This is a genomic window from Roseibium sp. RP-7, from assembly GCF_053005225.1.
In genome coordinates this window covers 907514-926666 of sequence record NZ_JBRKQA010000002.1, presented here as the reverse complement: position 1 = coordinate 926666, position 19153 = coordinate 907514, and the positions used below count along the sequence as shown (strand labels likewise).

General features: G+C 59.7%; 20 protein-coding genes. 7 read left to right on the top strand and 13 right to left on the bottom strand.

Going from position 1 to position 19153, the window contains the following annotated elements; all coding sequences use genetic code 11:
- Positions 1–68: 68 nt before the first annotated feature.
- From ACVDG9_RS18970 to ACVDG9_RS18940, 7 genes are all read right to left on the bottom strand, one after another.
- On the bottom strand, positions 69–719 hold the full coding sequence (locus ACVDG9_RS18970) for a glutathione S-transferase family protein (RefSeq protein WP_022998022.1): 651 nt from the start codon (positions 717–719) through the stop codon (positions 69–71).
- A 47-nt stretch (positions 720–766) separates the two neighbouring features.
- Positions 767–1423: a ribonuclease T2 family protein gene (locus tag ACVDG9_RS18965; protein WP_055655794.1), complete on the bottom strand. Its 657-nt coding sequence runs from the start codon at positions 1421–1423 to the stop codon at positions 767–769.
- 29 nt (positions 1424–1452) lie between these two features.
- Complete coding sequence (locus ACVDG9_RS18960; protein WP_208984223.1) at positions 1453–1899, bottom strand: hypothetical protein; 447 nt, start codon at positions 1897–1899, stop codon at positions 1453–1455.
- A gap of 97 nt (positions 1900–1996) precedes the next feature.
- Positions 1997–2845, bottom strand: a complete 849-nt coding sequence (locus ACVDG9_RS18955; protein ID WP_062487725.1) for a 23S rRNA (adenine(2030)-N(6))-methyltransferase RlmJ — start codon at positions 2843–2845, stop codon at positions 1997–1999.
- Positions 2842–3369, bottom strand: coding sequence for a GNAT family N-acetyltransferase (locus ACVDG9_RS18950; protein ID WP_022998018.1), 528 nt, complete (start codon positions 3367–3369; stop codon positions 2842–2844). The genes ACVDG9_RS18955 and ACVDG9_RS18950 overlap by 4 nt, the downstream gene beginning before the upstream one ends.
- A 236-nt stretch (positions 3370–3605) precedes the next feature.
- Entirely contained in the window at positions 3606–4445 is an 840-nt protein-coding gene (locus tag ACVDG9_RS18945; protein WP_022998017.1) for a cold-shock protein, read from the bottom strand.
- 214 nt (positions 4446–4659) lie between these two features.
- Positions 4660–5757: a DUF1176 domain-containing protein gene (locus tag ACVDG9_RS18940; protein ID WP_022998016.1), complete on the bottom strand. Its 1098-nt coding sequence runs from the start codon at positions 5755–5757 to the stop codon at positions 4660–4662.
- Between the two features lie 169 nt (positions 5758–5926).
- Between ACVDG9_RS18940 and ACVDG9_RS18935 the strand changes: the two genes are divergently transcribed.
- Positions 5927–6616: an MBL fold metallo-hydrolase gene (locus tag ACVDG9_RS18935; protein ID WP_447238710.1), complete on the top strand. Its 690-nt coding sequence runs from the start codon at positions 5927–5929 to the stop codon at positions 6614–6616.
- Between the two features lie 131 nt (positions 6617–6747).
- Here ACVDG9_RS18935 and ACVDG9_RS18930 read toward each other — a convergent pair whose 3' ends face one another.
- Together ACVDG9_RS18930 and ACVDG9_RS18925 are read right to left on the bottom strand one after the other, a co-directional pair.
- On the bottom strand, positions 6748–7752 hold the full coding sequence (locus ACVDG9_RS18930) for a DUF1402 family protein (RefSeq protein ID WP_031268221.1): 1005 nt from the start codon (positions 7750–7752) through the stop codon (positions 6748–6750).
- A 224-nt stretch (positions 7753–7976) separates the two neighbouring features.
- Positions 7977–8366, bottom strand: a complete 390-nt coding sequence (locus ACVDG9_RS18925; RefSeq protein ID WP_447238709.1) for a DUF6665 family protein — start codon at positions 8364–8366, stop codon at positions 7977–7979.
- A 183-nt stretch (positions 8367–8549) separates the two neighbouring features.
- Here ACVDG9_RS18925 and ACVDG9_RS18920 point away from each other — a divergent pair, with 183 nt between their 5' ends.
- Positions 8550–10697 (top strand): putative bifunctional diguanylate cyclase/phosphodiesterase, encoded by a 2148-nt coding sequence (locus ACVDG9_RS18920; protein ID WP_447238708.1) that lies wholly within the window; start codon positions 8550–8552, stop codon positions 10695–10697.
- Positions 10698–10756: 59 nt separating this feature from the next.
- Here the strand turns inward: ACVDG9_RS18920 and ACVDG9_RS18915 are convergent, their stop codons facing one another.
- Together ACVDG9_RS18915 and ACVDG9_RS18910 are read right to left on the bottom strand one after the other, a co-directional pair.
- On the bottom strand, positions 10757–12082 hold the full coding sequence (locus ACVDG9_RS18915) for an MFS transporter (RefSeq protein WP_447238707.1): 1326 nt from the start codon (positions 12080–12082) through the stop codon (positions 10757–10759).
- Positions 12079–12642 carry a chalcone isomerase family protein gene (locus ACVDG9_RS18910; RefSeq protein ID WP_077292166.1) on the bottom strand — a complete coding sequence of 188 codons (564 nt, stop codon included), beginning with the start codon at positions 12640–12642 and terminating at the stop codon, positions 12079–12081. Before ACVDG9_RS18910 ends, ACVDG9_RS18915 begins: the two co-directional genes overlap by 4 nt.
- 430 nt (positions 12643–13072) lie before the next feature.
- Here ACVDG9_RS18910 and clpS point away from each other — a divergent pair, with 430 nt between their 5' ends.
- The 3 genes from clpS (at position 13073) to ACVDG9_RS18895 (ending at position 15811) form a co-directional block, all read left to right on the top strand.
- Complete coding sequence (clpS, locus tag ACVDG9_RS18905; protein WP_022998009.1) at positions 13073–13375, top strand: ATP-dependent Clp protease adapter ClpS; 303 nt, start codon at positions 13073–13075, stop codon at positions 13373–13375.
- Positions 13376–13658: 283 nt separating this feature from the next.
- Positions 13659–14663, top strand: coding sequence for an NAD-dependent epimerase/dehydratase family protein (locus ACVDG9_RS18900; protein ID WP_447238706.1), 1005 nt, complete (start codon positions 13659–13661; stop codon positions 14661–14663).
- On the top strand, positions 14663–15811 hold the full coding sequence (locus ACVDG9_RS18895) for an aminotransferase class V-fold PLP-dependent enzyme (RefSeq protein WP_075282539.1): 1149 nt from the start codon (positions 14663–14665) through the stop codon (positions 15809–15811). The genes ACVDG9_RS18900 and ACVDG9_RS18895 overlap by 1 nt, the downstream gene beginning before the upstream one ends.
- A gap of 9 nt (positions 15812–15820) precedes the next feature.
- Here ACVDG9_RS18895 and ACVDG9_RS18890 read toward each other — a convergent pair whose 3' ends face one another.
- Positions 15821–16423, bottom strand: coding sequence for a sugar transferase (locus ACVDG9_RS18890; RefSeq protein WP_447238705.1), 603 nt, complete (start codon positions 16421–16423; stop codon positions 15821–15823).
- Between the two features lie 175 nt (positions 16424–16598).
- Positions 16599–18080 (bottom strand): coiled-coil domain-containing protein, encoded by a 1482-nt coding sequence (locus ACVDG9_RS18885; RefSeq protein ID WP_152505824.1) that lies wholly within the window; start codon positions 18078–18080, stop codon positions 16599–16601.
- Between the two features lie 267 nt (positions 18081–18347).
- Between ACVDG9_RS18885 and ACVDG9_RS18880 the strand changes: the two genes are divergently transcribed.
- Together ACVDG9_RS18880 and ACVDG9_RS18875 are read left to right on the top strand one after the other, a co-directional pair.
- Positions 18348–18638 (top strand): hypothetical protein, encoded by a 291-nt coding sequence (locus tag ACVDG9_RS18880; RefSeq protein WP_447238704.1) that lies wholly within the window; start codon positions 18348–18350, stop codon positions 18636–18638.
- 101 nt (positions 18639–18739) lie between these two features.
- The gene (locus ACVDG9_RS18875) at positions 18740–19114 is read left to right on the top strand and encodes a hypothetical protein (protein WP_206906888.1); all 375 of its coding nucleotides are present in this window, start codon (positions 18740–18742) and stop codon (positions 19112–19114) included.
- Positions 19115–19153: the final 39 nt, after the last annotated feature.

Genomic DNA, 19153 nt, shown 5'->3' with positions numbered 1-19153 from the left:
CGTCGAACAAAAAAAGCCGGCCCTGCATCACCAGGGCCGGCTGATAGCATGTTGCTGCAGGCAGGCGATTACTGCAGCAGGGCCGGGGCGTTGTCCGGAACGGGGGCAGGCGGCACCTTGGTGTCGGTGAAGGCGGGAACGGCTGCTTCAAAGGCGTCCAGCCAGGCCACAAGTTTCGGATGGGTCTGCCGCCATTCGCCGGCAAAACGGATATCCAGGTAGCCGAGGGCGCAGGCGAGCGTCAGGGAGCCGGCATTGACGTCTGCAGCGGTTGCCGGAACAGGTGGCGTGTTGTCTTCAAAGTGCTTCAGGCCACGATCCATCTTGGCTGCCTGATAGGCGTCCCAGGCCGGGTCGCGGTACTTCGGTTCCTTGAAGCGCTTCTCGTAGACCCGAAGGATGGCCGCATCCATGATGCCGTCCGCCAGTGTCTGGTCGCGCAGGACCGGAAACCGGGCTTCGCCCTCCGGAAACAGCTTGCCGCCGCCCGCCAGGAAGTCGAGGTATTCCAGAATGACGGAGCTGTCGTAGAGAACGTCGCCGTTTTCCAGGACCAGCGCCGGGATCTTGCCGAGCGGGTTCTGGCTGCGCAGGCTGTCAGAGGGGTCGGCGGTATTGGCGTCTTCGATCTCGACCTTGCCCTTGAGGCCGAGAATGGACAGGGCGAGCTTCACCTTGCGGCCGAAAGGCGACGGGGGAGACGAGCGAAGTTTCATCATGGGTCCGAACTCCTGAAAGAAGAAGGCGGTTGGGGTGTATAAGACGGTTAGCGTGCGCCGGGGGGAGGCACGGACAGGCTGCCGGCGCGGCAGCCGGATCTGTCGACCTCGCGGCAGGCACGGAATTCCAGATCCCGCGTGAGGCAGATGCGGACTTCCTCAAGTTCGCCCCGGTCGCAGGTGACGGCAAGCCCGTCCTCCTTGAGGCCCGGATTTGCAAGCCGGAAGGCTTTCTCAACGGTATCGGGTGCGGCCTTGCCGCGTTTGTCGAGCGTGCGGAAGGCCCCGGGGATTGTGATCTTGTCGAAAGCCTCGCGGGTGAGATCGAAGTAGTCTTCCGGCGTCAGGCCGGAGCAGGTGCCATGCTTGCGCCACTCGTGGAAGACGAGATTGTGGCTCGGCATGATGTCTTCCATCGAAACGGCGATTTGCCGGTCGATGCGCTTCGGTGCGCCTGGGCAGCTTTCCGGGAAGCCACGCTCGTATTGGGGCCACAGGCCATGCACGACGAAGCGAAATGGCTTGGAGACATCACATTGATGCGGATTGGCATCCGCGCCCTGTTGCTTGCAGTAGGTCGGCGACCAGGACAGGGCGAGGACATAGAAATCGAATTTTCCGGACTGATCAGCTGAGGCTGGCAGGCTCAGAAGTCCCGCCAGAAGGCAGGCGGATAGTCTTCCGATATGGCCGAGCAGCGCCATGGATCAACCTTCTTGGGGAAGCCGTGGCCTTAGTGCGGGCGCGCCGTGCTGCAATGGTCGCCGTAGACCCGCCACTTGTCCAGAGGAGCGAGGCAGGCCTCCACATTCCAGCTGAGCCCGACGAAACCGGCGTGCTCTTCCACCATGTAGTGGACGGACTGAATGGTGCCGTCCGACAGGCTGGCCGTGCCCTTGCAGTAGCGGCGCTCGATCGGGCTGACGTCATTGCCGCTGTTGTTGACTTCACTGATGCCGTCGATGCTCAGGATCGTGCGACCGCCGTAATAGTCCTTGCGAGCCCGGGCGACGGTGCCTGCGACGGCACTTTGAACGGATGCGGCCGTGCAATCCGGCAAGCGCTTGTCACTGCCAAACGAGAAGTAGACACGGTCGTCATTCGCGGCAGCCGGTGCAGCCAAGCTTGCGCAAAAGGCCAAGGCTGACAGGGTCAAGCAGACGGATCGGGCAATACTCACGGCATAAACTCCGGAAATCAAACTGTGTAGGAGACGATGGGGGAGCCGGGTCGGAAGGTCAAGGTTCGATCCCGGTAAAAGTGTCACTGTAGGGGCTTTATTCGCCGATCAGCTGCGTTACGTTCCAGCTGGTGCCGGGTCCCTGGTGCAGGACGTCGCACAACCAGGGCAGAACCAGACGCATTTCCTCCGCAAGCGTGAAAGGGGCGTTGATCAGTGTCATGCCCGAACCGAGCATTCTGGTGTCCGGGCCGCTCTTGCCAACGTTGAGGTCGAGGCTCAGTACGTCGCGCAGGCCAGCTTCGTCGAAGTCGCCATGCATGCGCCGGATCGCTCTGACATCCTTCATCGGATACCAGAGTGCATAGGTGCCGCCTGGCCATTTTCTGTAGGCCTTCACCACGGCATCGGTCATACGGGAGAATTCGTCCGTCACCTCGAATGCGGGGTCGATCAGCACAAGACCGCGTTTCTCCTTGGGGGGCAGAAAGCTTCCCATGGCAAGCCAGCCGTCCAGGTGGATCGTCTTGACCTGATGGTCTCCCGCGAACCGCTCCGCGAGCGTCTTGAAATCCGCCGGGTGGAGTTCCGTCAGCGTCAGGCGGTCCTGCTTGCGCATCAACTGCCGTGCGACCATGGGCGAGCCCGGATAAACCTTCAGCGCGTCGCCGTCGTTGAGCGCGCGCACTGCCGTAAGCCACGGAGCAAGCAATTCGGCTATCTGAGGCGGAATATCGGCCTCAAGCACCTTGCCGATGCCCAGTTGCCATTCACCTGTCTTCTGCATCTCCTGCGAATTGAGATCGTACAGACCGATGCCCGCGTGGGTGTCGAGGATGCGGAACGCTTTGTCCTTGCGCTGGAAATAGGCGATCAGACGGGCCAGGACGACGTGCTTCAGGACGTCGCCGATGTTTCCCGCATGATAGGCATGGCGGTAGTTCATTCGGACTGGTTCCCGGAGGCAGGTTCAGCATCGCGCTTGAAGAAGATGACTGCCTTGTCGCCATGGTCTGCCTTGCCGATTTCCGAGAAACCGAGACGGCTGTGGAACCGTATCGAGCCCGGGTTGGCGGGGCGTTCGTTGACTTCGCAGACGAAAACACGACCACTGCCGGCAAAACGTTCAAACAGCGCGCCGTAAAGGGCGTCGCCGATCTTCTTGCCCCGAAGGCTCTCGTCGACGCAGATCCGGTCGGTGTAGGCAAAATTTGAAACGCGTTCGCTCAGCCATTGATAATTGCGGCTGTCATAGCCTGCGCCGTCGCCCAGGCACAGCAGGAAACCGGCAGGCGTGTCGTCCACAACTGCAACAAGACAGACAAGGGCGGAATTGACCAGATCAAGCAGTTCTTCGGCCGTCAGTTCGTTGACGGCCGGAACAGCAGCATTGTTCAGCGGCAGCAACGCGCCGAGGTCGCCCGGCAGGAACGGTCGGATGGTCAGGGTATCGGATGAAACGGCAAGCATGGGGCACCACGGTGGATTTCGGACCCGCCTTATAAGGGCTTCGGCAGGAAGTGGAAAGATGTCCGCTGGATCCGTTGATTGCAGCTACTGCAGGGGATCAAGGGAAACCGGCACGGCTCCAAGTCAGGTCGGGGGAGGCGGTGCCGGCATTGTCGGTAAAAAGAATGTGGGCGCAGCAAGGCTGCGCCCACTTGCTTCATGCTCTCAAGCCTCTGTGTGGCAGGGGCTAGGGGAGCTTATTCTTCGGCAGGTCCGCCGTCGTCTTCCTGCGGTGCGTCGCCTTCTTCAAGCGCCTGCAGGTTGACCGCTTTGGGGCCCTTGCCACGACGATCCGGTTCGGTCTCGAAGGACACCCGCTGTCCGCTGTCCAGGCCGGCAAAACCGGACCGCTCGACCGCGGAAATGTGCACGAACACATCCGCATCGCCTTCGTCCGGAGTGATGAAGCCAAAACCCTTGTCGTTCTTGAAGAACTTCACGGTGCCAGACTGACGCGGGCCACGCTCGACCGGGGGCATGTCGCGCCGCGGGCGCTGCTGACGGAAGCCGTCGCCTTCGCCGCCTTCGCGCGGGCCGCCGCCATATCCGCCGCGTCCGCCACCGCCGTAACCGCCTTCACGGCCACCGCCGCCACCGTATCCGCCACGGCCACCGCCGCCGCCGCCATAACCGCCGCCATCGCGACCACCGCCGCCATAACCGCCGCCTTCGCGTCCGCCGCCGCCATAGCCGCCGCCTTCACGTCCGCCGCCGCCGTAGCCACCACGGCCACCGCCGCCGCCGTAACCGCCGCCGCCTTCGCGGTCGCCGCCACCGCCGTAGCCACCACGGCCACCACCGCCGCCGTAACCGCCCCGGCCGCCGCCATAGCCGCCTTCTTTATTGTCGTCGCGGCCGTAGCCGCCACCAAAATCATTGTCGCGTCCGCCGCGGTAGCCGCCATCCCGGCCGCCGCCATAGAAGTCTCCACCGAACTCGCTTCCGCCAAAATCACTGCCGAAGTCTTGCGGACCGCCAAACTCGCGCTTGCCGCCGCGCCGACCACGCGACCGCCGGTCCGAATCACCATCGTGCATTACCGAATCACCTTAATTGTTGCGCCCTTTCGGCACATAACGACCAACCTCACCCGCCTTCACAGTCGAGTCACCACACTCAGGCGCACTCCGTGCGTCTGATCAACATTCTGGGATCGGGTTGAAACAATCTTGCCACATCCCTCTCCAGCCGCTGCGTTATCATCATAAGGGCGGGACAGGGAAAATCGCAAGAAAATCCTTGGTGCAGGCGCTAATTGGAAGCGTTTTTCGGAGGCCAGGTACTTGACCAATTGGACAAGTCAGGTTCCGTACCGTCACATGTTTTCCTGGCCGCTTCTTCCAGCAGCACCAGGCCGGTGCCGTTCCACACCCATCGGTTCCACAGGCCGCATTCGCCAACTCCTGAACCCTTGAAGTAACTTACGAGCTGTTGATCGGCCGGAATCCATCTTGCGTTGTAGATGAGATCCGTTGCGACCGGACCCTTTTCCGACATGCGGGCGACATGCACCTGACGGGCCGCACCGTCCTTGCCGGAAAGGACAGCTACATAGGGGCTGTTGTAAGCGGTTGGAGCCCCGCAGGGGATGATGTAGAGCGCGGCGCTGTCGGCAAGCGGCACCCGAACGGCATTCAGGCTGGCGAAGATGGTCGGGTCGATTTCAGAGCACAGGCGGTTGGCAGACCAGACGGCAGCCACTTCCGGCGGGAGCTGGTCGGCGCTCATCAGCGGAATGGCGTGCGGGGCGTCCCTGGCAGGATCGGTGCCGGGGGAGACGATGGCTGCAACGGTGCCGGTGCGGTCCTGGCGATTGTCGAGCCACAACAGACTGGATTTGAGGCCGAGGAGGGGGACGGGTACCGCGACCGGGTCGGTTCCGGTGGTCGCAGGTACGCTGATGGTGAGTTCCTTGCCCTTGCGCATGGCGTCAAGCAGCGTCGTTGTCGCCGGGCCTGTCGGATACCAGAAGCCTTCTCCACCGAGCGGACGGAAGCCGGCTGGCGGATTGACAGCCGGCTGCATCTCACGCAGCTGTTCGATCGGCAGCGCCTCGATCGGAGCGCCGTCGACCTCGAACTTCAAGGTGCCGTCCTTGGGCAGCTCGGTGTTGGTGGTTACACGGACAAGAGGCTGGGCCTCCGCCTGCCAGTCGCGGACGATGCGCACATCGACCCAGACCGACTGGCTGCGGGTGAAAGAGGAGGCAAAGCACACGCCGGTATTGCCGCAATCGACCGTCCAGCTTTCGAAGCTGGGCGTCGTCCGGCCAGGCTGCGCCATTGTGCTCGAAGCGCCCAAAAGCGCTGCGGCAACAGTCATCAGCAATGTCAACAGTCGTGGCGTCATCAGCTCCGGCTATCCGAATGTGCTTGGCGTCTTCCAACAGGTCCATACATCTTGTACGAAATGCACGCGGCCAGGTGAAGCCGCGATTGACCAGAAACACGACACCGGATGGTGTTGTCCCGTATTTGTTACAATGGGCCGTGCGAGGCCGCTGTTGAAGGAGGCTACCATGGCGCAGGACACGACGAACTCCGGTGGGGATGAAAATCCGGAAGACGGCATGCCGCCAATCCAGGTGATGGTGATTGCCGTTACGCCGTTTCAGCAGAACTGTTCGCTCATCTGGGACCCTTCATCCATGCGCGGAACGGTGGTTGATCCGGGCGGCGATGTCGACAAGATCCTGGCAGCGGTGACCAAGCAGGGCGTGAATGTCGAAAAGATCGTTCTCACGCACGGTCATATCGATCACGTTGGTGGTGCGGCTGACCTGGCCGAAGCGCTGAAGGTGCCGGTGGAGGGGCCACACGAAGCCGATCAGATGCTGATCGACAGGGTGGCCGACCAGGCGGTGCAATTCGGCGTGGAAGGCGTCAAGCCCGTGATGCCGGATCGCTGGATGGTCGAAGGCGACCAGGTGGAAATCGCCGGGCGGATGTTCGATGTTCTGCATTGCCCGGGCCATTCACCCGGCCACCTGGTGTTCTTCGACAAGGAACTGCGTTTCGCGATTTCCGGCGATGTTCTGTTCGCCGGCTCCATCGGCCGCACGGATCTGCCGGGCGGCGATCATGCGACCCTGATCAAGTCGATCCGCGAAAAGCTGCTGCCGCTTGGTGACGATGTCGCCTTTCTTCCAGGTCACGGCCAGGCCTCGACGATCGGCCATGAGCGTGAGACCAATCCGTTCCTGACCTGAAGAGCGGTGATGCCTTGATCCGGCGAGGGATTGCCCGCTTCGGGCAGCCCTCGGCGGGTTGGAAGACTAGAAATCTGATGCTGCCTGAGGTCCTGCTGCGCCGGTAGGGCGAAGGCTGGTGACTTTACCTGTCAGAGCAGGGCTCTCAGATCGTCGATGCGATCATTGACCAGCCAGCCGTAGTAGTTTTCCTGCGGCCAGCTTTGGCCGCTGCGGCGGTATTTCGCAGCCCGGCCCCAGGGATCGCCGAGATTGTAGAGCGTCGCGGTCAGGCCAGGGTTTTTCGAAATATCCACCTTGCCGACGGATTTATAGGCGGCAATGGAGTCCTGGATGATCGCGGCCATGTAGTGCAGCGAGATGTTCGGGTCCATGGTGGCCTTGTAGACCGCCTCTGAATCGGCTGCCGTCAGCTTGCGGAAGTTGCTTTGCTTGGCAACCCGGTCGGTCATCTTGAGGACCGTGAGCGGGCTCAGCTGGCCAAGGCCGAAGCTCTGGCCGGAATAGAGCGGCTGGAAGAACGCTTCGTTGAAGTTCTTTTTCGGGTAACGGACGCCGTCAACCGAACGGCCGCGAAACTTGCCGTTCCAGACGTTCTCGTAACAGGACCAACGGCGGTCCGAGCTTTTCTGAACATGGTCCTTGCGGCAGCGTTCGAACTCCGGGCGTTCGACGAACTTGTCGACGTGCACTCCGTTCAGCTCGAAGTCGAAGCGGATGCCGGCATAGGCGAGAGCCTTGACGTAGTAGGACTGGGCGCTGTCGAGCGTGTCGTAGTTGTAGGTGTGTTCGCCGACGATGGCGCCGATGATGTGGATCGGGTCGATGCCGTAGCGGGCGGCCACGCGCTTGATGGACCCCATCAGGCGGCGATCACGCTTCAATACGGCCAGAACCTTGTCGAACTTGGCATCGTAGGATGATTTGGAGGCGGCGGTACGGCGCGAAGAGGCGAAGGGGATCTTCGGCTGGCTCTTGAATCGGTTGCCTTCCGGCACCACCCGCACGGATTGGGCTTGCACGGTCGTACTTGTCGCGAGAGGCAGCGCCAAAGGAGCCAGGAGCAGGCCAAAAACCAGACATCCAGTCACCAGTCTGGAAATTCGGCCGAGATGACGGGTCTTCCTGCACACCATAATTTTTCTGCGCCTGGCTTTATCTTGTGTTTCTCGCCGACCAAATGCGGTCGTGCCGGCGAGCTCCAGTTGGTTCACATAGCTCGCTGGATGCGACTGTAAATAACTCATCTTGCAAAAAGCCCCCAGAAAAAACCACCGCAGCCGCGAAGATGCAACCGGTTCCTGTCTCTAGGGCAGGGACATCAACAAAGAAGTGATACCGGTCACAGCCCGGTGGATTGTCAGGAGCCGGGTGCCGAACGAAAGGCCGCGGCAGGCCCCATGCGCAGGCGGACAGCCTTTGGAACGTCCAGGAAATCGTAAAAGGCCCGGTGCTGACGCAAGCCGCATAACTCGCGCTGGATAGTGACATGCCAGAGCGCTTCACCGGCTTCGGCAAGCCGGTTTTGCAGGGTTTCGCTATCTGTTTCGGAAACGTCTTCCGCCGATTTCAGATCGGCGAGAGCCGTCTCCAGCTTTTTGGTAAGCCGCGAAAGCGTGGATGCCTTCTCGTTGAGAATCTCGTTCTCGAGCGCTGCCGAGAGCGGATCCTTGTCGGCAGGTCTGGTCAGTTGAGGTGGGCGTACGGTCATGACGTCGGAAACTGTTGCGGCAATCTCACGCAGGGTCACACGACGGCTCCTTTCAAGGCAAGCCTTTTTCCGCAAGAGCCGACGTCGATTGAAACGCGGTGAGGCTCGGTCTCGGGAGGGGCCGGAAGGTCGATCTGTTTCTCGGGAATTAGTCAATTCAACCGTAACTTTTAGGTGCTACCTACCCGATTATCTACGCATTTATACGGATCATTCCCGACCATGTTCAATGTGCTTGGCTGCATCTTCTATCAGCACAACATCGCGCTTGTGGGGCTCGCAGCTCTCGTTTGTCTGTTTGGATCGGCCGTTACCCTGCGGCTGTTGCGGCGTTGTGTGCGTGCGCAAGGCACACAGCGTCTCGGGTGGCAGTTTCTGGCCGCCGTTGCCGGTGGAGGCGGTGTCTGGACCACGCATTTCGTTGCAATGCTGGCCTACGAGCCGACCGCTCCGGTCTCGTTTGATCCGGCTCTGACACTCATTTCGCTGGTGATCGCGATTGTCGGGCTGTTTGTCAGTTTCGTGGTCAGCGGCCTCGGTAGCGGAAAGATCCTGACCGGCATGGGTGGGGCTCTCGTCGGAATTTCATTTGCGGCCATGCATTACACCGGGATGTTCGCCTACCGGATCACAGGGCTCGTCGAGTGGGACTTCGGCTACATCGTCGCGTCCGTCCTTTTGTCTGTGGCCCTGTCCGCTGCCGCGATCACCTTGATCTGGCGCACCTACCTGGGCTCGCGTCGGTATTGGGTTGCCGTTGCCCTGATGGTGACCGGGATCGTAAGCCTGCATTTCACCGGCATGACCGCGTTGCGGATCATCCCGATGTCGCAGAATTTCACGGAGGTCGATAACGGTGCTGCCCTTGCCCTTGCGTTGGCAATTGCCGTTGTTGCCCTGCTGGTTGTCGGCACCGGGCTGACGAGCTTCCTGATCGACAACAATGTACGAGCTATATCCAGGCGGCAACTGCACCATGTTGCCGCTCATGACGCACTCACGGGCTTGCCGAACCGCACGAGCTTCCAGAGACAGCTTGCCGGAAATCTCGATGGGTATTTGAACCCCGGCAAGAAGCTGGCGGTGATCGGGATCGATCTGAACCGCTTCAAGGAAATCAACGACACCTTTGGCCACGCTGCGGGTGACGAGGTTCTGCGCATCCTGGCCCGGCGCATGGAGCAGATCCTGCGCGATGATGAATTCATCGCCCGCCTCGGCGGCGACGAATTCGCAGCCATCAAGCCTTTCAGCGACAAGGATGAAATCCTGTCTTTTGCGAAACGGATAGAGAGCGTTTTCACCCGTCCGATCGAAATAGGGGCAATGGACGGCATCGTTGGCGCGAGCCTAGGGGCGGCGATCTGGCCTGACGATGCCCAGACGCCGGACGAACTGGTCAACAATGCCGACCTTGCCATGTATCACGCCAAGCATGGGTTTCTCGAAACGATCTGTTTTTACGATGCCAACATCGGTGCAACGGTTCGAAACAGGCGGCAACTGGCAGAAGATTTGAGACGGGCGCTGGAGCGCGGCGAGCTCGAGATCCATTATCAGGTGCAGATGTCGCTGAATTCCAGCCAGGGCATCCGGGGATATGAGGCCCTGCTTCGCTGGACCCATCCCGTAATCGGCCCGATTTCACCGTCCGAGTTCATTCCCGTTGCCGAGGAAAACGGTTTGATCGCTTCCCTTGGAGCTTGGGTGCTCAACAAGGCCTGCGAGGACGCCTCGCGATGGGAACCGGCCTACCGGGTTGCTGTGAACGTTTCCGCCGTACAGTTCATGGACACCAACCTGCCACGACTGGTGCATGAAGCCCTGGTGACGACCGGACTTTCACCACACCGCCTGGAACTGGAGCTGACGGAAACCGCCCTTGTGAAAGACAAGGCCCGTTCGCTGCACATCATGCGACAGATCAAAGATCTGGGCGTCGGTCTTGCGCTGGATGACTTCGGCACAGGCTATTCTTCGCTTGAAACCTTGCGGACCTTTCCCTTCGACAAGATCAAGCTCGACAGGGCGTTTGTTGGCGAAATGGAGCAGGACCGCCAGTCCAAGGCGATCGTGCGCGCCGTTCTGGCTCTCGGAAAGAGCCTGGACATTCCGGTGCTGGCTGAGGGCATTGAGACTGAAGAACAGATGGAGATCCTGCAACAGGAAGGCTGCGACGAAGGTCAGGGCTTTCTGCTGGGGCGTCCATCGCAGGTCGATCGCCTGATCCAGCACGGCGGCCCCGTGCAAAACGAGGCGCGCAAACCGGCGGAACCAACGCGCAAGATGGCAGCATCGAAGAGTGAAACTGGAGGCGACAAAGATGGTGGCCCGGCTTCCCTGCGTTCGCCTCTTGCCGCACGCAGTTGAGGCAGGGCTGCGGTCTTGTCGTCAGGGCTGCAAGCGGCGTGTCGAGATGCCGGGACGGGTTACCTGGCGGTTTTTTCCTGTGTCAGGTCCTTTTCAAACGCGATCAGGCACAAGAGCGCGCACAGTTTGATGAGGCAGGGCACGCCCGCATAAGTGAGGCTGAGCAGAAAGCCGAGTTGTGCGGTGAGGGCAGTTCCCGGCTGATACCCGAACAGGCCCAACAAAGGCAGCGTGAGGCCGGTGGCAAGGGCGAGACCGGACTTGGACAAGAACGCCATAACCGCAAAAAGGCGGGAAGCTTCCCCCTGTCGCCGGTCCGTGTCGATATGGTCGGCCAATATGGCGGGTGGCAAGGCAAGGTCAGCACCTAGCGCCAGGCCGGACAGGGCGCAGACAAACGCATAGGCTGTCAGATCTCCCTCTCCCAGAAGAGCGGCCCAGCAGAACGTGAAGATGGCGCCGGCCAGTGACATTTGCCACGCCCGCACCTTGCCGAAATGTCGGGCAAGCCGGGTCCAGAGCGGCATCGAGATGACGCCTGACAGAAAATAGACCAGCAGAAACAGCCCTGTGTAGCTCTCGGCCCCCAGCCTGTCGCGGATGAAGAACAGCACCAGGACGGCGGGGATCGCGCTGGCGAAAATATTGAGAAACAGCAGCCCGAAAAACAGACGCCTCCAGCGGCTCCGCAACAGGGGCCACCAACCCATTACCGGACCAACTGTTTGCGGGTTTTCAAGGGGTGCCGACCGCATCCATCGTAGCAGCAGCCACAAGGAGATCGCCAAAAGTGGCAGATAGCCAAGCGTCACATAGAGAAATGCCGTTTCGATGCCGGTCCGTGTTGCCAGTGCGGCGGGCAGGACCGATGCAATGAGGAGGCCGGCAAGCCCGAACCCTTCCCGTGCTGCCGTTACCGGGGTCCTGTCGGAGGCTCTGGTTTTCCAGAGACCGCCCAGTGTCTGGTAGTTGATGGTGACGACCGAATATCCCGTGGTGCAGATGAGCACGGAGGCAGCAAACCAGACGAGCGGTGCCTCCTTCCAGGGATGAAACAGCATCCAGAAGCCCACGCCAAGCAGGATTGCGCCAAGTGCCAGAACAGTCCCGCGCCACTGGTGATACCGGTCGCTGAGGCTGCCAATAAAAGGATCCTGGATGGCGTCGAACAGGCGCAGGGCAAGAAGAATGGCGCCGAGCGTCGCCACGGGTTGCTGCAATGTAACGGCATAAAAATCCGGGGCGTGCAGGTAGATCGGCAAACCGGCAAATGCCAAGGGAAATGCCATGACCCCATAGGTCGCAAGGCCGGAAAGCGTCACGCTTCCAGTATTACCGGACTTTTTTGGCAGAGCCGCAGCGTCGTCCGACAATCGTGTCGTCACGAACCGGACCCGACCAGTTGCGCACGCAACTGAGGATCACGCGTGTTGTTGCCCAGCCAGATAGCGAAGAATTTTTTCGTGAATGCCGGGTCGGAGATCGTGCCGAGCTTCTGGTTGCCGAGATAGAACTCGGCCTTGCCGCTGCTGGTGCGTACACCCGTAATCGATTGTCCAGGGGAGACATTTGGAAACAGGGCTTCCATCTGGGTTTGCCACTTGGCAAGCTGAGCATCCGAGACGCCGCCCTGCCGGCGGATTTCCTTGACCGAGCTTTCAGCGATCTGCTTGCCCTTGAAGGTGCGCAGATAGGTGAGCTTCAAGGCAAAAGGGGCGGACGGGCTATAAGTGCCTTGCGGGGCATAGAGTTCCGCGTCAAACACCTTGAAGCCGAGGAAGGTCATCCGGCCCTTGCCAACCAGTTCGGCAGACGGAAGCAGCCTGGCCGCTGAACCCAGGTCGGCGAAGGCCGCGCCGGCAGGTGCTGTAACAGCGAATGCCAGGGCGAGCGCGAAAGCGAACCTGCGCCACCGGAACCCTTGTGTCTTCAAATGAGGAAACATCGAACAACCCTCCGCAGATCTTGTCGTGTACCCAGCCTGAAAGGATCTACGGGGGAACCGCGTTGCCGGATTAGTGAAAGCAACCTTCTTTCGGAAAACCGCCACAGAGGAAACGGCCTGCTTTTCATCTCGCGGCTGTCTGGCGTCAAAACCACGGCTCTATGTGCGATACGGTCTCATCATGTCTCGCCTGCCGTTTTTTCTCGAAACGGTGGCAAGATTTCCAGCTGTCATGTTTTCTTCGATTTCGCGATGCAGTATAGTAAGGGAAAGCATGGGCCTGCTGCGGACGCTGCGTCACTCAAGATGACGGCATCGGCAGCGGATCGGGTCTGGCAGCATGCAGCCGGTGAAATTCTCCGGCACAATTTCCATTTCTCAGGTGAGACCGCATCGTGCGGAACCTTAGGCGTCAGCTTGGACGATTGTCATGAGTGAGATCGATTTCAAACCGAAACTGAAGCAAAAGACGAAGGTGCAGCGGCCAAAGCTCTACAAGGTGATGCTGCTGAACGACGACTATACGCCGCGGGAATTCGTCGTCCTGATCCTGAAGGCGGAGTTCCGCCTGGACGAGTCTCAGGCTGAGGTCGTGATGATGACAGCGCACCAGAAGGGGATCTGTGTCGTCTCCGTCTATCCGCGAGACGTCGCCGAAACCAAGGCTACGCGCGCTATCGATGCTGCGGTTCAACTTGGCTATCCGCTGCAGTTCACTGTTGAGCCTGAGTGAATCTACGGTCGGCTAAATTCCTTCGTCAATTGTCATCGTCCATGCAGGCATAGCTGCGTGCTCTGCTGGCAGAGACGATCTTCTTGTGTCAGGTAACTGACAAAAAAGAGCTATTTGTCTTGGGGAGACTGCCGGGGGCAACTTGTTCTCGGCAAATGCCGGCCCGGGACGCTGTGCTGCTGAGACTGCGTTTCACCCTTGCACACCCTCATGCCGGAGGTGACTGGCACGAAATCTGCTGAATATGCAATCAAACGCTGCATATATCAGGATTTGTGCCAATATGGAACATTGTGCAAAGACAGTTGCTCCGAAACAGAACATTTCCTTTCGCAAGATCGTTGTAACCGGTGGCCTGGGTTTTATCGGGTCCAAGGTTTTCAAGCGTGTTGCAAGGATGGCGAATGTTGCCGAGACGGTGATCCTGGACCGGGTCTCCTACGCGGCTGATTTTCGCCGCCTGGCACCCATCGGTGAAGCGGGAGATCTTCCCGTCATTCGCGGAGACATCCGCTCGCCGATCGATGTGGCGGCTGCGCTGTATGAATGCGACGCCGTGATCCATCTGGCGGCAGAAACCCATGTGCCGCGGTCGTTCGCCGACCCGGAACTCTTCTTCGACGTTAATGTGACGGGCACTGAAACCCTTCTGAAGGGGGCACAGGACGCCGGCGTGAAGCATTTCATTCACGTCAGCACGGACGAAGTCTACGGTCCTGCAATGGAGGAGGTTCGCGAAACCGCTCCGATGCGGCCGACGACGCCCTATGCAACATCCAAGGCCATGGCTGAGGAAGCTGTCATGATGGCTGCGCAAAATGGCCTCAGGTCAACGATCCTGCGACCGACCAATGCTGTTGGCACCGGACAGAACCCGGAAAAGCTGTTTCCGCGTTTCGTCATGCAGGCACTGAAGGGCCAGAAGCTGACGATTGAAGGCACGGGGGCCCAGGAACGCAGTTTTCTGCCCGTCAGCGATCTCGCTGCCGCCATCGGTCTGGTGCTCAACACACAGGACGAACAGGCGCTCGAGATCTTCAACGTTTCCGGGGAAGAGGACTTGTCTGTGCTTGAGGTGGCGCGGCGGGTTTGCGAAATAACCGGCGTTTCCACCGGTCTTCATTTCATTCGGGATCGTGTAACCAACGATGCGGCTTACCGGATCGACGACAGCCGCCTGCGGTCTCTCGGGTACCGACAGAAGAGCTCAGTCGGTCAGGAGCTGCGCGCGATCTACCGCGAAATGCGGGCCCGTGTCCGTCGCTTTGCCGACGAAGAAAGGTTCTGATGCTGAGCCTGCCGACAGAAGCTGCGCTTCCGCCGATCCGCTTTCATGCGCCGCATATTCCACCCGCAACTTACGATGCGGTGGCATCGGCGCTCAGCAGCAAACATCTGCGCTCCGGCGGGAGTTATAGCCGGAAGGCGAAGACGCTGGTGAGCCAGCATGTTGGCCATGACCGTGTGTTCCTGACCAATTCCTGCACGTCCGCACTTGAAATCTCGGCCCTTGCGCTGGATCTGGGGCCGGAAGACGAGGTCATCGTTCCTTCGTTCACCTTCTGCGCAACAGCGACGGCCTTTGCCCGCAAGGGAGCGCGGATCGTGCTGGCCGACATTGATCCGGCAACGATGATGGTAACGCCGGAAACACTGGAGGCACGGCTGACAAGCCGGACCAGAGCTGTCGTCGTTGTGCATTATGGCGGCGCGGCAGCTCCAATGGCGGCAATCAAGGATCTGTGCGATCGGCACGGGGTCGTCATCCTGGAAGATGCGGCCCAGGCATTCGGCGCCAAGCAGGATGGCCGGGCCGTTGGGACGTGCGGTCTGTTTGCCGCCTATTCCTTCCATGAAACCAAGATCATCAGCGCAGGGCACGGCGGCGCGCTGGTGTTGAACAGCGACAATTCTCACCTGCGCGAGCGTGTTGAAGAGCTGTTGGCGCGGGGCACGAACTTTCCCGCCTTCGCAAGGGGCGAAGTGAACCATTATGAATGGACCTCGGTTTCTTCGAGCTTCGAAATGCCCGACCTGAATGCTGCCTTGCTTTACAGCCAGTTGGTGCATTCAAGAGAGATCCTCCTGAAAAGCCGCGCGATCTGGGCGTACTACGAAAAGTCCCTGCGGGATCTGCCGATCGAGATCCTGCGGCCAGGCAAGGGTACAAAGGCGAACGGCTATTCCTTCGCCTTCCTCGCAAGCGACCGGGAAACGACATACCGAATATTGCAGGGGGCTGCCCGAATGGGGCTTGGTTTGCAGTCCCACTACAAGCCGCTGCATCTTTCCAGCTTTGCCGGGCGGATCTTGGCTGGCAGCTGCGTTGGTGCGGAAAACACGTGGGGCCGGCTGGTGCGTCTTCCAGTGCACATGGACCTGAGCACGGGTGATGCAGCCCGGATCTGCGAGTTCCTGAAAGCTGAACTTGGCTGAAGCGATCAGTTACTCCCGATTTTCAGCCGAAACCGCCCGGTGCAGCAGAGTGGCCAGGGTCTTCATTGCAAGTTGCGTATGGGACATGAAACCGGCCTGTTCGAAATAGGCAGTATCGCGCGCGAGCCGTTCGGGCAGGATTTCGCGTGCATAGACATCTTCGGCGTCGTCCGCGCCTTCGATCCGGTTCAAATTGGTCAGGGCCCACAGGGTGCCCGGGCTGATCAGGCCAGGCAGGAACAACAGCGATCTTCGCATCTCATCGTCATAGTAACGGGCGACAATGCCGGGGTCTTCCGGCCTCGGCCCGAAGAACGCCATGTCCCCCCGCAGGATGTTGAACAACTGAGGCAGTTCGTCGAGCTTGGTGTTCCGCAGGAAGCTGCCGATGGGGGTGATACGGTTGTCCCGCACTTCGGTGATCGCGCTTGCGTCGCTTGTGCCGGGGCGCATGGTCCGGAATTTCACCATCGCAAAGGTACCACCGCCCAGACCGGTTCGCCGGGCGATGAAAAACGGCGCCTTCCGGTCACCAAGCCAGACGAGAACGGCGATGCCAGCCAGAAGCGGCGACAGCAGGATCAACAAAACGGCGGCGAATACCTTGCTCATCAAATCGTCATTGTACGGGGATGTCGCTGAAATACGCCCGGTGTGCCCGGACATTCTGCCGGAAACGCGGCAGGAAAACGGTCTTTGAAAAACGAGGCCCCGGACTTGGATAGCCGGGGCCTGATCTGCTCGTATTATCTTTGGCCGGATGACAAATGCCGGACAGAGGGCTGCGTCAGTCGCGCAGCTTGACGATCTTGTCGTCACCGCCGGTCGGGGTGTTGTCGTCCGGACCGTCGTCGTCGGATCCGTCGCCGTCAATGTCGATCGGCTCGAATTCGTTCGAAAGCGGCTCGGTAATGCCAAGCTCGGCAGCCGGATCGTAGCCTTCGGTCAGTCCGAGTTCTTCGGCCGGACCGCGGCCTTCCATTGCCATCTGATAGTTGACGATGACCGACTTCAGCTGGACGATCTGCTCGTTGGCAGTGTCGACCTGAATCTTGTAACGCTGCAGACGCTTGTTCTCTTCGATCAGATCTTCCAGATTGTCGGCATATTTCTGGTTCTGGTTGCGCTGGTGGTTCAGGTCCGTCAGGGCCGAGTTGTAGCGCAGGTTCAGCTCACGCAGCTTGGCGGTGGTCGCCATCAGCTCGTTGCGGTCTTTTTCGTGGTTCTTCTGCGCACTGTCGAGCAGATGTTCGATTTCCTGCATGCGCTTGAGAAGATCGCGGCTGCGTTCCTTCAGCGTGGAGTTCTCGCGCGCCATCTCCTGCAGAGACTGGGCGCCGATGCGGCGCTGGGACGAGAGGTTTTCGATTTCCGCGTTCAGCGCATAAACCTCGTTGTCGTGTTTGCGCTGTTCTTCCTCAAGCCGGCTCTTGGCGTAGGCCAGTTCCTGATTGGCAACATCCAGATGAGACTTGAGGTCGATGTTGTCGTTGCGGAATTCGCCGACTTCGCGCTTGACCGCTTCCAGCTCGCTGGTGACCTGGTTGTTCTTGCGGATTTCGTCTTCCAGCAGCTTGGCGCTTTCGGACAGGTTCTGCTGCAGTTCCTTTTCGCGGTGACGAACCGCTTCCAGATCCGAACCGAGGCTCTCGGCATGTTTTTCCAGCGTCTCGAACTTGGCCTTGAGGTCGTTGAGCTTGCCGGAGAGATCAGACACCTGGGAATTGGCTTCCACGAGCTTGGCGCTCTGCAGCCGGTATTCCTCGTTGACCTTCTTGTTGTTGTCGCGAATGGAGACGATGTCGTTACGGGCGGTTTCCAGCGCCGTGCGGGTCTCGGTTGCACGCTTGCGCAGGGAATGGACTTCGGCCTGGGCATCTTCCAGCTGGGTGGTGAGCGTCCGGACCTTGTGTTCGGCGTCAAGCAGGTCGGTGGAGATCTTGGCGTTTTCGGATTTCAGCCGGACCTCGGTTTCCACGGTTGTCCGGGAGCCTTCAAGGTATTCGGCCATCAGGCGGATCGACGTCTGGCTTTCCGCAGCAAACGCAGCCATCTGTTCGAAGGTCTGGTTCAGACCGCCGATGCGGGACTTGAGCCCGTCCAGATGGTTCATCTTTTCCTGCATTTTCAGGGCGAACGGGGAAAGATGCTCGATATTGCTCTTTTCAGGAGCCTGCGCGGTTTCCTGAATTTCGCTTGCCTCTTTCACGGTCTCGACCCGCTGCTCCTGGTCACCGCCGGGGCGCGAGGATTTCGAGAAAATGCCCATTCCTGTCTCCTGACTTTCCCGCCGGCGCCGCCCGGCGAAAGATACGCAAAACTTTAACTCTTTATTAACCCATAAGCGCTGGCGGTTTCAACGACTCAGGGCAAGCTGACCGCAGAATACAGTGTGAAGTGTTACCCTCAAAAGACAGATATCCCCGGCATTTTAACGGATTTGCACCTATGGTTAACAAGTGTGGCGGGTTGCAACGGGCCGCAGATGCCGCAAAGACTGTTTGCGGGCCGTTCCGAAGTGGGAAGGAGAGAGGGCATGACACCCGCTTATCTGATCTTCACGACCTTCATGACGCTGGCATTTCTCCTGATGATTGCCGGCTATGTGAGCGCTCTTCTGTTCATCAAGCGTCTCAACCTTCTGGAGGAGGCTGCGTTTTCGCCGCTGAAGGGCGTTGGCATGTGGAAACGGATGTTCACGCCTGGCGGGTTTGGTGACGAGGCTGAACCCGGACGCCGCCGCATCGCGCGGCTCTATTTTCTGGCGCTGGCGGCTTTCGCGATTGCCATTGTTTTGTTTTTCGTTCTGCCGGCGGTCCCCCGTTAAATCCGGGCCGGGTTGTCTCAAACTTCACTGATTGCAGTTGACGTCACTTGCCGTATCCGCCGAAATGCCGGGGATTTCTGAAAGTTTCCGCGGAGACAGATATGCGTATTTTCCAAAAGACATTCCTGTTGGGTCTTGCTCTCTTTTTCTTTTCGTACCTCCCTGTCAGTGCCTATCAGGTGTTTCACACCTACCGGATTGCGGGCAGCGATATTCTGGCCGTTGCTGAAGGAAACCATGTCGATGAAGACCCGCTTGTCCTGTCCCTGAAGCTCGACATCGGCAGTGGGGAAACAACCGATCTGGCGATCGAGACAGACGGCGACATTGAAGAATGCAAGCTCCAGCTTGAAACCATCATGGGATCGCACTCGGCCTATGCGGAAATCGTCGTCGACATGAATGCCCAGACCATGAACGGCGTCCTGATGGTCCAGTGTGCAGTCTTTCATGGGCTGTTTCCGGAGAAGCAATAGGTCCGCCCAAAGCATCAATCGACCGCCATTCCAGATCGG

Bases quoted from the DNA above. Each gene is read 5' to 3' on its own strand.
- ACVDG9_RS18880 (WP_447238704.1), top strand. From the start codon at position 18,348: ATGACACCCGCTTATCTGATCTTCACGACCTTCATGACGCTGGCATTT.
- clpS (WP_022998009.1), top strand. From the start codon at position 13,073: ATGAGTGAGATCGATTTCAAACCGAAACTGAAGCAAAAGACGAAGGTG.
- ACVDG9_RS18945 (WP_022998017.1), bottom strand. From the start codon at position 4,445: ATGCACGATGGTGATTCGGACCGGCGGTCGCGTGGTCGGCGCGGCGGC.
- ACVDG9_RS18890 (WP_447238705.1), bottom strand. From the start codon at position 16,423: ATGAGCAAGGTATTCGCCGCCGTTTTGTTGATCCTGCTGTCGCCGCTT.
- ACVDG9_RS18955 (WP_062487725.1), bottom strand. From the start codon at position 2,845: ATGAACTACCGCCATGCCTATCATGCGGGAAACATCGGCGACGTCCTG.
- ACVDG9_RS18970 (WP_022998022.1), bottom strand. From the start codon at position 719: ATGATGAAACTTCGCTCGTCTCCCCCGTCGCCTTTCGGCCGCAAGGTG.
- ACVDG9_RS18885 (WP_152505824.1), bottom strand. From the start codon at position 18,080: ATGGGCATTTTCTCGAAATCCTCGCGCCCCGGCGGTGACCAGGAGCAG.
- ACVDG9_RS18950 (WP_022998018.1), bottom strand. From the start codon at position 3,369: ATGCTTGCCGTTTCATCCGATACCCTGACCATCCGACCGTTCCTGCCG.
- ACVDG9_RS18895 (WP_075282539.1), top strand. From the start codon at position 14,663: ATGCTGAGCCTGCCGACAGAAGCTGCGCTTCCGCCGATCCGCTTTCAT.
- ACVDG9_RS18940 (WP_022998016.1), bottom strand. From the start codon at position 5,757: ATGACGCCACGACTGTTGACATTGCTGATGACTGTTGCCGCAGCGCTT.
- ACVDG9_RS18900 (WP_447238706.1), top strand. From the start codon at position 13,659: ATGGAACATTGTGCAAAGACAGTTGCTCCGAAACAGAACATTTCCTTT.
- ACVDG9_RS18930 (WP_031268221.1), bottom strand. From the start codon at position 7,752: ATGGTGTGCAGGAAGACCCGTCATCTCGGCCGAATTTCCAGACTGGTG.
- ACVDG9_RS18965 (WP_055655794.1), bottom strand. From the start codon at position 1,423: ATGGCGCTGCTCGGCCATATCGGAAGACTATCCGCCTGCCTTCTGGCG.
- ACVDG9_RS18935 (WP_447238710.1), top strand. From the start codon at position 5,927: ATGGCGCAGGACACGACGAACTCCGGTGGGGATGAAAATCCGGAAGAC.
- ACVDG9_RS18875 (WP_206906888.1), top strand. From the start codon at position 18,740: ATGCGTATTTTCCAAAAGACATTCCTGTTGGGTCTTGCTCTCTTTTTC.
- ACVDG9_RS18910 (WP_077292166.1), bottom strand. From the start codon at position 12,642: ATGTTTCCTCATTTGAAGACACAAGGGTTCCGGTGGCGCAGGTTCGCT.
- ACVDG9_RS18920 (WP_447238708.1), top strand. From the start codon at position 8,550: ATGTTCAATGTGCTTGGCTGCATCTTCTATCAGCACAACATCGCGCTT.